Here is an 11,488-nt window from a genome sequence, read left to right on the forward strand (position 1 = left end):
GTTTGCTGGTTTGGGGGGGGGGGGGCCACACTCTTTCTTTATCCCTTTCTGGCCCCGCCCTGCGCCAAGACTCGTCACCCCAGCACCTGCCCTCACTGGTCCTCTCGCCCGCCCGGTCGCCCCCTATCCGCCCGGTCACCCACGACGCCGCATTATCGGTCGACGACATCCGTCGAACCTCGGCGACGTCGGTCCGAGCCCTGAGGCCCCATCGGCCCGGCCGCCCCTGCCCGCTCCCTGCTCCTCGCCCTGTCCGGCTCCGCCCCTGCCGGTTCCCCGCACCTCCCCTCCACAGCCCTAGCTCGTCCACATCACGGCCCTCGCTCCGCAACAGCGGCAATGTCATGGCTGTACTGAGGCGATGCAGATACCCGGGATCATCCATCGCTCAGACCTGCGCGCTGTCGGCATCGACGAGGCGGCGCGCCGACGATTCCTTCGACACGGTCTCATGCAGAGGGTGGACTGCTGGTACGTCCGGAGCACGGCGCCGGCCGACCTCGTCGCACTTCTGGAGCAGGGAGTGCGGCCGACCTGCGTCAGCGCTGCCCGGCACCACGGTCTGTGGATCCCTCTCCACGCCGGCGAGCACATCTACCGTCCTCGCGCCCTTCCGGAGTCCGGCCGGTCGACGTCGCTCGTCCTGCACGGCAGTGAGATGCGGAGCTGGCCGGATAGCGATCCGGTCGCCGACCTCGAGCTGGCGCTCGAGCATGCCGGCAGGTGCCTCCCCGTTCGGGACGCAGCGATCCTTTTCGAGTCGGCGCTGAACAAGGAGCTGCTGACCTGGCATGTGGCGCAGCGGATCATCTCCGGTCTCCCCTCCTCCCGACGCAGGCAGCTGGCCCGTGTCTCCCCGCTCGCCGAGTCCGGGACCGAGACGGCCGTGCGCTGGTGGCTCGAGTCGCTGCACGTGCCGGTCACGCCTCAGGTCGTCGTTCCGGGCGTGGGACGAGTGGATCTGAAGCTCGGCCAGAACTGGATCATCGAGTGCGACAGCGTCCAGTTCCACGACAATCCCCGGCAGTACCACCTGGACCGGGCACGGGATCTGCAGCTGCAGGCGCGCCGCTACACCGTGACGAGGCTGACCTGGGAACAGGTCTTCCTCGACTGGGAGCGGACCTCCGAGCTGCTGCTCACGATCCTCCGCCGACGGGAGCACCGCCGCCCTCTCGCCTCCTGAACGTGACGCCTCACGGGGTGTGGCGGTGGGCGTGGTCAGGTCATGGCGCAGGGCGTACATCTATGCCTATATGGGCATAGAGGTACGCCCTGCGCCAGCACCCGTCCAGTCCCCTCGGGTCCGACGGGCCAGGTGCGCGGGCAGGACGGGAAACGGCAGGTCTTGCCGGGACCGCAGGTCAGGCGGGAATCGGCAGGCCAGGCCGGACGCGGCGGGTCAGGCCGGGATCGGAAGGCCTTGCCGGGACCGCAGGTCAGGCGGGGATCGGTAGGTCAGTCCGTGCGCCGCAGGTCAGGCGGGGATCGGCAGGTCCGGACGGGCGGCGGGGCCGTCGACGACGGAGGTCCCGTTCGCGGGCCCCGCGCCGCGGCCCAGCGAGCGGATCTCCCAGCCCGCGTCCCGCCACACCCCCGGGTCCAGGACGTTGCGGCCGTCGATCATGCGCGGCGCGGCGACCAGGTTCCGCACGCGCACCGGGTCCAGGCCCCTGTACTCGCGCCACTCGGTCAGCAGCAGCACCAGCTCGGCGCCGGCGAGCGCCTGCTCCGTGTGGGGCTCGCCGACCAGGCCGGGGACGCGCTTCGCGGCGTTGTCCAGGGCCTCGGGGTCGGTGACCGTGACATGGGCGCCCGCGGACATCAGACGGGAGACGACCTCGAGTGCCGGGGAGTCGCGCACGTCGTCGCTGTCGGGCTTGAACGCGGCGCCGAGCACGGTGATGCGTCGGCCGGCGAGGTCGCCGAGCAGCTCGCGGGCGATCTCGACCACGCGCACCCGTCGGCGCTGGTTGACGGCGTCGACCTCGCGGAGGAAGCCGAGCGCCTCGCCCACGCCGAGATCCTCCGCGGAGGCGATGAAGGCGCGGATGTCCTTGGGCAGGCAGCCGCCGCCGAAGCCGATCCCGGCGCGCAGGAACTTCCCGCCGATGCGGTCGTCCATGCCGATCGCGCGGGCGACGTCGGTGACGTCGCCGCCGGTGGCCTCGCACAGCTCCGCGATCGCGTTGATGAAGGAGATCTTCGTGGCGAGGAAGGCGTTGGCGGAGACCTTCACCAGCTCCGCGGTCTCGAAGCCCATCACCAGGCGCGGCACCTCGGCGGCGATCAGCTGCGCGTAGACCGCGTCCAGCAGCGCGACCTGCGCGTCGGCCGCGGGGGTGTCCGGCGCGGCGACGCCGTAGACGAGACGGTCGGGGGCGAGGGTGTCCTGGACGGCGAAGCCCTCGCGCAGGAACTCGGGGTTCCACATCAGGTCCGCGCCGGGCACCGCGGTGAGCTGGGCGCGCAGGCGGCGGGCGGTGCCGGCGGGGACGGTGGACTTGCCGACGACCAGGGTCGGCGCGCCGCCGCGGGCGGGCAGCACCGCGGCGAGGGAGGCGACGGCCGCCTCGAGATAGCGCAGGTCGGCGCCGAACCCGTCGGCCCGCTGCGGGGTGCCGAGCCCCAGGAAGTGCACGTCGGCGTGGGCGATCTCGGCGTAGTCGGTGGTGAAGCGGAGGCGTCCGGCGGCGAGGCCGCGGCGGAGGATCTCCTCGAAGCCGGGCTCGTGGAAGGGGGCACGGCCCGCCTGCATGGCCGCGACGCGGCCTGAGTCCACGTCCAGTCCGATCACGTCGTGGCCGAGCTCGGCCATCGCGGCGGCATGCACCGCTCCCAGATATCCCACACCGATGACGGAGACGATCATTGCGCTTCCCTCCCACTGGCGGCCGCGGCCGGTCCCGGATGAGTCCCTGTCACCGTGACAGGCGCAGGTGTCATCGAGGTGTCGCGGGCGTGGAGGGCAGGAGAGGAGCAGGTGCCCGGCTGGGCGCGGGTCAGGCCTCGGGGTCGTCGGCCTCCAGCAGCCAGGTCGCCAGGCGGCTGTCGGGGTCGTCGGCGAGGCGATCGGGGTGGCCGTCCTCGACCAGGCGACCGTCCTCGAACCACAGCACCCGGTCGGCGCCGCGCACGGTCTCGGGGTCGCGGCTGTGGATCAGCACGGTGCGGCCCTCCCCCAGCGCATCGAGCGCGGCGAGCACCTCGGCGCGCTCGCGCGGGGCGAGCTCGGCGTCGGCGCGGTCCAGCAGCACCACCGGCGCATCGCGCAGCAGGGCGCGGGCGATCGCGATGCGGCGCCGGCGCCCGTCGGTGAGCGCGGCGCCGCGGCGCACCAGCAGGGTCTCGTAGCCGTTCGGCAGCTCGGAGTGGAGGACGTCGGCGCCGCTGCGGCGCGCGGCCTCGGCGACCTCCAGATCGTCCGCCTCGGGCCGGCCGACGCGGATGTTCTCGCGCACGGTCTCGGAGAACAGCGCCGGCTCGCGCTGGACGACGGCGAGCGCGCCGCGCAGGTCGGCCAGCGACAGGGAGCGGGTGTCGTAGCGGTCCAGCAGCACCCGCCCGGTCTCGGGCTGGTCGAAGCGCAGCAGGTAGGACAGCAGGGCGGAGGCCTCGGCGCCGCTGCGGTCCATGAGCGCGACGCGCTGACCGGCGGGGATGACGACGGAGATGCCGTCGAAGCGGGGGCCGCGCTCGGAGTGCGCGGTGATCGCGGAGAACATGACCTCGCCGCGCAGGCGGCCGACGCCGAGGGTGCGGGGCGGCTCGCCGATCGCGGCGGTGCGGGAGAGGAGGTCGGAGAGCCCGGACGCGGCGGCGACGGCGGAGGCGATCTCGGCGCGGGAGCGGACGATCGCGCCGACCAGGGGGACCGCGGCGAGGGTCGCCGCGAGCACGACGACGAGGTCGCCGGCGCTCGGCCCCCCGGGCTGCGCCCCGGCGAGCAGGAGCACGGCGACCGCACCGGCCGCGCCGACGAGGGAGTGCGCGGCCAGGCCCAGCACGCGGCCGCGGCGGGCGGCGGAGCGGGAGCGGGCGGCACGGGCCCCGACCTCGGCGAGGGTGCCGGCGGCGCGGTCCTCGAGGCCGTAGGACTGCACGGTGCGGGTCGCGGCGAGGAGCTCCTGGGCGGTGTCCGCGAGAGCGGCGGCGTCCGTCCTGGCGGCGGTCTCGCGGCGTGCCCCGCTGCGTCCGGCGAGGATGCTGACCACGGCGGCGAGGACCGCGGCCAGGATCGGCACGGGAGCCAGGGCGGGGGCGATCGCGAGCACCGTGATCAGCAGCGTGACCAGCGCGATCACGGCCCCGAGGAGGCGCGGTCCGGCACGGCCGACGAAGTCGCGCAGGCTCGCCACGTCCTCGAGCAGCGGGGTCGCGGCGCCCTCGAGGTCCTCGATGTCCCGGCCGGGGCTGAGGCGGTGGAGGTGGTGCAGCAGGCGGGAGCGCAGCCCGGTCGCGGCGCGGGAGCCGGCGCCGTCCAGGGAGGTGGCCGCGAGCGCGCGCAGCCCCACCCCGATCAGGGCCGCCGCGGCGAGGCCGATCGCGGCGGGGAGGGCGGCCGACGGGCCGGCGCCGGCGCTGCTGGCCGCGTCGAGGCCGCCGCGCAGGGCGAGGGGTGCCAGGGCCAGCGCGATCGTGCCGAGGACCAGGGTGATCACGCCCGTGGCCAGGGCGGGTCGCTGGGGGCGCAGGTGCGGGGCGAGCAGCTCGAGGCTCGCGGAGAGGGTGCCGCCGGGGCGGGCGGGCGGCGCGGGGGCGAGGTCGGCCGGGCGGGAAGCGGCGGCGGGTGCCTCGTCGTGGTGGGCTGCGGTCGCCCCGGGCTGCGAGGGGCGGTGCGGCGGACGATGCGGCATCCGCTGCGCGGCGGCGCCTCCGTCCTCCGAGGTCCTGGCGTCCCGCGGGTCCGCTCCTGCGGTGTCGCGGCCGCCGTCGGCGGGCAGCGCAGGGTCCTCGGCGGGCCGCGTCGACGGGGCGCCGGCGACGGGCGGCATGCCGGACGGGACGGCGCCGGCCTGCGCGGCACCGGACTGCGGTGCTGCGACCTGCGGGTCTGCGTTCTGCGTGTCGGCGCTCTGCGGGTCGGCGCCGAGCGGCTGGTCGACCACGTGCCAGTGCTCGCCGGACTCGGGGTCGCGGTCGGGCTCGACGTCGGGGGCGGTCGGGGCGTCGATCTGGTCCGTCGCCGCGTCGGGCACCGCCGCGAGGGGTGCGGCCGGGGCGGAGCTCTCCGGGGCGGGCTCGGCGACGGGCAGCTCGTCGGTGGGCGGTTCGGGTCGCGGCTCCACGGGACCCTGCAGCCAGTCCTGCGCGCCCGCGCCGCCGTCGGCGCCCTGCTCGGACCAGACGTCGTGCGCCTCGGCCGCGGACCACACGGGCGGCGAGGGCCTCTCCGAGACCGTCCCGGCCGCGGGGTCGTGCGGATCCGGCGCGTCGGCCGGCTCGGGGCCCGGCTGCTCGGGGGTGGCGTGCGCGGTCATCGGCTCGTCTCCTGCTCGTCTCCGTCGCTCCGCGCGGCGGCGGAGCGTCCTCCAGTGTGGCATCACGGCATCGCGACGCCGACGGCCGGCCCCTGGCTCGCTCCCGCGCAGGCGCCTCCGCCCGCCTCTGCTCCGCGCACGCACCTCCCCGTGCTCCCGCACCTGCGTCTGCGCCTGCGCCTGCGCCGCGAGCGAAACTCGTCGCGCTCCCCTGGCCGCACCCGGAGCCCATCAGTACAGTTTTCAAGGAACCATCTTCACCACCCCGTCGGCCGGCGCCCCTCGCGCCCTGGCCGCACCCGCCCCACCCGCCCCACCCGGAGGATCCGATGACCACGTCCCAGGACGCCCCGACCGACGCCGCCCCGCTGATCACGGTCGACGTGTGGACCGACGTGGTCTGCCCGTGGTGCTACATCGGCGAGTCCCGCCTCCAGGACGCGATCGAGGCCGAGGGCCTGACCGGGCAGGTGCACGTGCGCGCCCACTCCTTCGAGCTCGACCCCACCTCTCCCGTCGGCGGCTCGCAGGACAACATCGAGCACCTGGTGCGCGCCAAGGGCATGCCGGCCGAGCAGGTGCGCGAGATGGAGGCGCAGATCAAGGCCATGGCCGAGGAGATCGGTCGCGAGTACACGACCGAGCGGCCGATGGCGAACACCCGGGGCGTGCACCGCGTGATGCAGGCGATCGGCGCGACGCACGGGGCCGACGCCGCGACCGCGTTCTTCCTCGAGCTGCAGCGCGGCTACTTCACCGGCGCGCTGAACCCCTTCGAGGCCGACGTGGTCCTCTCCCGCGCAGTCGCCGCCGGTCTCGAGGAGCAGGTCGCGCGCGAGGCGCTCGAGGGCGGTGCGCACGACGAGGCGGTCGAGGCGGAGGTGCGAGAGGCAGCCTCGATGGGCGCCCGCGGCGTGCCGTTCTTCCTGTTCAACGACAAGTACACGGCGCCCGGGGCGCTGCCGACGGACGCCTTCCGTCAGGCGCTGCGACAGATCGCCGAGGAAGCGCGGGCCGAGCGCGGCGAGGCGGAGCAGGCATGAGCGACGCCGACCGCACGCACGACGACGCCGCCGCCGAGGCAGCCCTCCGCCCCGCGAGCAGCGCCCACCCCGCACAGCCCGACGCCGCACAGACCGATGCCGGCCGCTCCGAGACGACCGAGCCCGAGGCCGCGCCGCAGCCTCTGACCTCCCTCTCCTCGCTGCTGGGCGGATCCTACGCGGGCGGGCAGGCCTGCGACGCCGACGGCAGCTGCGACTGACGCGACTCCCGAACGACCTCCAGACAGAACGGGACCGACCTCCGGAGGGGTCGGTCCCGTTCTGTGTGCGGCGGCTCCGCGTCCGCGGGTGCTCAGCGGGCGAGCAGCTCCTCGGTGTCGGTGCCGGGCAGGCTCAGGGTGACGGGGGTGCCCCACGGGTCCTCGACCCGGACCGAGCGGCCGGTGTCGGCGAAGGAGAGGCCCGCGCGGCTGAGGCGGGCGGCCAGCGCATCGAGATCCTCGCGGTCGGGGAGGGTGATCGCCACGTCGGCGAGACCCAGGGCGGTCGCACGCGGGCCGGCGCCGCGGCTGTTCCAGGTGTTCATCGCGACGTGGTGGTGATAGCCGCCTGCGGCGGCGAAGAGCGCGCCCGGGTGGGACCCGGCCGTGGTCTCGAAGCCGAGCGTGTCGACGTAGAAGCGGCGGGCGGTGTCCACGTCGCCGACCTGCAGGTGGACGTGGCCGACGATGCCGGGACGCATGCCCGGGGTGGCGCCGACCTCGTCGGTCAGGTGCTCGGCGAGGTACTTGTTCGGGTCGATGAACAGGGTGTCCATCGCGACCTGGCCGTTCGTCCACTGCCACTGGTCGCGGGGGCGATCCCAGTACAGCTCTATGCCGTTGCCCTCGGGGTCGGTGAAGTAGAAGGCCTCGGAGACGAGGTGGTCGCCGGTGCCGGCGAAGCGGGAGCGGGGGTCTTGCGCGGCGCGCAGCACGGTGCCGGCGAGGGACGCCTGATCCTCGAACAGGATCGCGGTGTGGAACAGGCCGGCCTGGCTCGGGTCGACGCCGGGCAGCCCCGGGGTCGCGACGAGGCGGAAGAAGGGGACGTCACCGCGGCCGAGCACGCGGTGGACCTCGCCGCCCACGCGGGCGCGCTCCTCGATCGGCTGCAGTGCGAGGGCGTTCTCGTAGTAGGAGCTCATCAGCTCGAGATCGCCGACGCGCAGGGTCACGGCGTCCATGGCGAGGTCGGCGGAGAGGTGCTGCTCGCCGACGGTCCGGGCGGAGGTGGAGGAGGTCAGGGGCGAGGCGGTCATGGCGAGCCTTTCGTGCGGCGGGGGCGTCGGGACCAGCATGCGCCCTCCTGATCGACACTTCACGCATTAACTGTTCGCGGGTGCTCCACGCCATAGCGGCGGACGCGACGGGGAGGGCGCTGCACACCTGCTCCCGGACAGGACCGAGGGCGGTGAGCACTGCTCACCGCCCTCGTACCGAGTCCGCTCTCCCCTGCCGACCCGGGGTCCTCCCGCCTCGACCCCCGTTGCCGAGGGGAGGCGATGAACAGACAGTAGTCCCGCCGAGGACCCCTCCCGGGGGACTCAGGTCCCGTTGGCCGGGCGCCGCTCCCCCGCTCTCGCCCCCGTCCCGGCCGAGGCCCCTGCCCCTGCCTCCGCCCGCGCGGCGAGCTCGGCCGCACGGGTGAGGACCGTGGCGCGCGCCTCGGGCTCGGCGGCGACGTCGCGGACCACGCCGGCCAGCGCCACCGCCGCATCGTCCAGCAGGCGGAAGCCCTCGGGCGAGAGGGACTGCTCGGCGAACGCGCGCGTGTGCAGCGCGGCATCCGCGCCGGTGATGCCGACGAAGGGGTGGATGCTCGGCACGCGCTGGGACACGTTGCCCATGTCTGTCGAGGCGGCGATGACGCCGAGGGAGCCGGCGAGCGGCCTGCCCAGGCGCGCCATCGCCGCGTTCCACGCCCGGCCCAGCACCTCGTCCTGGAGCAGCGGCTCGTAGACCGGCTCCGTGGAGACGATCTCCAGGCCGGTCCCGGTCGCATGCGCGGCACCCTCCAGGCAGGCCATCAGCCGGTCCCGCAGCTCCTCGAACTCGGGCATCGTCAGCGCCCGGCACTCGAAGTCGACCACCGCCGTCTCCGGGACGATGTTCGTGACCCCGGACTGCTGCGGGACGAGCGCGAGGCGCTGGCCGTCCTTGACCCGCTGGCGCAGCAGGCCGGCCGCGACCTGCGCGATCACGGCCGCATCGTTGGCGTTGACGCCGTCGGCCGGGTTCGCGGCGGCGTGGGCGCCGCGGCCGGTGAAGGTCGCCCGCCAGCGGCCGACGGCCTGACTGCCGGAGCCGAGCACGTCGTAGGTCTCGGTGTGCGCGACGGGGTGCGCCATCAGCGAGAGGTGAACCCCGTCGAAGACGCCGCGCTCGATCAGCAGCTGCTTGCCGCCGCCGTGCTCCTCCGCAGGGGTGCCGATGACCTGCAGGGTCAGGTCGAGATCCGCGACGTGCTCGGCGAGAGCGAGCGCCGCGCCGAGGGACGCGCCGGCGATGAGGTGGTGGCCGCAGGCGTGCCCGATCCCGGGCAGCGCGTCGTACTCGACGCACAGCGCCGCGACGAGGGGACCGTCCCCGAGCGTGGCGCGGAAGGCGGTGGGCAGCTCCGCGATCCCGCGCTCCACCGCGAAGCCGGAGCGCTCCAGCAGCTCGGCGCAGCGGTCGTGGGCGCGATGCTCCTCGAAGGCGAGCTCGGGATCCGCGTGCAGGGCGCGGGCGAGGGCGTGGATCTCGTCGCGGCGGGCGGCGAAGGCGGCGGCGAGGACGTCCTGCGCGGCGACGGGCGACGACTCAGCAGGAGCCGGGGTGGGATCAGCGATGGTCACGCACCGACCCTGTCATGCGCGTCGGTGGCGCGGGCGGGCTCATGGCGACGGGACGTGGCTATATGGCCACGTCGTGTCACCATCGGCCCGTCGCCGTCACGGGCTCGCCGACACGGGCTCGCCGACCGCGACCGTCGGCCGTAGCGCCGGCCCGGATCAGTCCCCGGCGCGCAGCAGCGGCGGGACGAGCGAGGTGCCGGAGCCCGCGCGGTACAGCCGGGCCGGGCGTCCGCCCGTCGGCGCCGCGTGGCGGTCCAGCTCCACCAGGAACCCCTCGGAGCGGGTGGCCTTGCGGTGGAAATTCCCGGCGTCCAGCGAACGGCCCCAGACGCTCTCGTACACCCCGCGCAGCTGCGAGATCGTGAACTCCTCGGGCAGGAAGGTCACCGCCAGGGTCGTGTACTCGAGCTTGCTGCGCGCCCGCTCGATCGAGGCCTCGAGCACGGTGGCGTGGTCGAAGGCGAGGGAGATGCCGTCGAGGTCGGCGATCGACCACCAGCGCGCGTCGGCCACGTCCTCGCCGCGCAGGGGGTCGGGCAGGTCCGCGCCGAGGGCCATGAACGCGACGGAGACGACGTGCCCGCGCGGGTCACGGCCGGGGGCGCCGAAGGTGCGCACCTGCTCGAGGTGCACGGCGCCGCTGCCCAGGGACGCCTCGTCGGAGAGCACCCGGTAGGCGGCGCCGTCGAGGTCCTCGCCGTACTCGATGAAGCCGCCCGGGAGCGCCCACGACCCCTTGTGCGGCTCGTCGTCGCGCTGGATCAGCAGCACGCTCAGCTCACCGCCGCGGAGCGTCAGGACGATCAGGTCGACCGCGACGTGGATCTCGGGGACGCTGCTCTGGGGCGAGGAGGACATGCGTCCACGATAGGCGGGGTTCTGGTCACTGTGACACCAGTTGGTCGGGCGACTCACAGGTAATCTCCGCGCAGGCGCGTGACCTGCACGGACAGGTGCCGACGGGTCGCGCGCCCCGGCGCGTCGCCCGTCGGCCCGCCCGGCTCACTCGGAGAGCCAGCGGCCCCACTTGTCGGCGCGGTGCTCGGCCTCGACCAGGCGGACCGTCCCGGAGGTGGAGCGCATGACGATCGACTCGGTGACGATGCGGTCGTGGCGGTAGCGCACGCCGCGCAGCAGGTCGCCGTCGGTGATGCCGGTCGCCGCGAAGTAGCAGTTGTCGGAGGTGACCAGGTCGTCCGTGGTCAGCACGCGGTCCAGGTCGTGGCCGGCGTCGATCGCCCTCTGCCGCTCCTCGTCGTCGGTCGGGGCGAGGCGGCCCTGGATCATGCCGCCGGTGGCCTTCACCGCGCAGGCCGCGATGATGCCCTCGGGGGTGCCGCCGGTGCCCAGCAGCATGTCCACCCCGGCGCCGCGGGCGGCGGCGATGGCTCCGGCCACGTCGCCGTCCATGATGAACTTGACGCGCGCGCCGGCCTCTCGGATCTCGCGCACCAGCGCCTCGTGGCGCGGACGCTCGAGCACGCACACGGTGACCTGGTTGACGGGCTTGTCCAGCGCCTTCGCGACGAGCTTGATGTTCTGCTCGATCGGCAGGCGGAGGTCCACGTACTCCGCCGCCTCGGGCCCCACCACCATCTTCTCCATGTAGAACACGGCCGACGGGTCGTACATGCTGCCCTTCTCGGCGACGGCGAAGACGGCGAGGGCGTTGTTGTAGCCGAGCGCGGTGAGGCGGGTGCCGTCGATCGGGTCGACCGCGACGTCGACGTCGGGGCCCGTGCCGTCGCCGACCTGCTCCCCGTTGAACAGCATCGGGGCCTCGTCCTTCTCGCCCTCGCCGATCACGACCGTGCCTTTCATCCGGACGGTGTCCATGAAGGAGCGCATGGCGTCGACGGCGGCGCCGTCGGCCCGGTTCTTGTCGCCCGCGCCCACCCAGCGGCCGCCGGCGATGGCGGCGGCCTCGGTGACGCGCACGAGCTCGAGGGCGAGGTTGCGATCGGGGGCGGTGGGTGTGGAGGCAGGCGTGGTCATCGGGGGTCTCCCTCGTCGTCGAGTGCGGGTCGTCGCATGCGTGCGCCGGGCGTCCTGACCTGCCGGGGCGACAGGCCGATCGGTGCCTGACGTGCGAGTCCGACTGTAACCGACGGGTGCGGTGAGCGGCC

General features: G+C 74.4%; 9 protein-coding genes. 3 read left to right on the forward strand and 6 right to left on the reverse strand.

Annotated features, from left to right (window positions below):
- Positions 1–658: 658 nt before the first annotated feature.
- On the forward strand, positions 659–1,186 hold the full coding sequence (locus DS079_RS15540; protein ID WP_241237692.1) for an endonuclease domain-containing protein: 528 nt from the start codon (positions 659–661) through the stop codon (positions 1,184–1,186).
- A 291-nt stretch (positions 1,187–1,477) separates the two neighbouring features.
- Here the strand turns inward: DS079_RS15540 and DS079_RS15545 are convergent, their stop codons facing one another.
- Both DS079_RS15545 and DS079_RS17660 read right to left on the reverse strand, forming a co-directional pair.
- Complete coding sequence (locus DS079_RS15545) at positions 1,478–2,872, reverse strand: UDP-glucose dehydrogenase family protein (protein ID WP_126988702.1); 1,395 nt, start codon at positions 2,870–2,872, stop codon at positions 1,478–1,480.
- A 130-nt stretch (positions 2,873–3,002) separates the two neighbouring features.
- Entirely contained in the window at positions 3,003–5,480 is a 2,478-nt protein-coding gene (locus DS079_RS17660) for an ATP-binding cassette domain-containing protein (protein WP_164736289.1), read from the reverse strand.
- Between the two features lie 329 nt (positions 5,481–5,809).
- Here DS079_RS17660 and DS079_RS15555 point away from each other — a divergent pair, with 329 nt between their 5' ends.
- Together DS079_RS15555 and DS079_RS15560 are read left to right on the forward strand one after the other, a co-directional pair.
- The gene (locus tag DS079_RS15555; RefSeq protein WP_126988704.1) at positions 5,810–6,523 is read left to right on the forward strand and encodes a DsbA family oxidoreductase; all 714 of its coding nucleotides are present in this window, start codon (positions 5,810–5,812) and stop codon (positions 6,521–6,523) included.
- On the forward strand, positions 6,520–6,744 hold the full coding sequence (locus DS079_RS15560; protein ID WP_126988705.1) for a hypothetical protein: 225 nt from the start codon (positions 6,520–6,522) through the stop codon (positions 6,742–6,744). Before DS079_RS15555 ends, DS079_RS15560 begins: the two co-directional genes overlap by 4 nt.
- A 92-nt stretch (positions 6,745–6,836) precedes the next feature.
- On the opposite strand, the gene DS079_RS15565 is transcribed toward DS079_RS15560, so the two are convergent.
- From DS079_RS15565 to glpX, 4 genes are all read right to left on the reverse strand, one after another.
- Positions 6,837–7,784: a VOC family protein gene (locus DS079_RS15565; protein ID WP_126988706.1), complete on the reverse strand. Its 948-nt coding sequence runs from the start codon at positions 7,782–7,784 to the stop codon at positions 6,837–6,839.
- Positions 7,785–8,069: 285 nt separating this feature from the next.
- The gene (locus tag DS079_RS15570; RefSeq protein ID WP_241237693.1) at positions 8,070–9,362 is read right to left on the reverse strand and encodes an amidohydrolase; all 1,293 of its coding nucleotides are present in this window, start codon (positions 9,360–9,362) and stop codon (positions 8,070–8,072) included.
- Between the two features lie 156 nt (positions 9,363–9,518).
- Positions 9,519–10,220 carry an NUDIX hydrolase gene (locus DS079_RS15575; RefSeq protein ID WP_010551845.1) on the reverse strand — a complete coding sequence of 234 codons (702 nt, stop codon included), beginning with the start codon at positions 10,218–10,220 and terminating at the stop codon, positions 9,519–9,521.
- Between the two features lie 144 nt (positions 10,221–10,364).
- The gene (gene glpX / locus DS079_RS15580; protein WP_126988707.1) at positions 10,365–11,357 is read right to left on the reverse strand and encodes a class II fructose-bisphosphatase; all 993 of its coding nucleotides are present in this window, start codon (positions 11,355–11,357) and stop codon (positions 10,365–10,367) included.
- Positions 11,358–11,488 lie beyond the last annotated feature (131 nt).

This window comes from Brachybacterium paraconglomeratum, from assembly GCF_003994255.1.
Lineage (GTDB): Bacteria > Actinomycetota > Actinomycetes > Actinomycetales > Dermabacteraceae > Brachybacterium > Brachybacterium conglomeratum.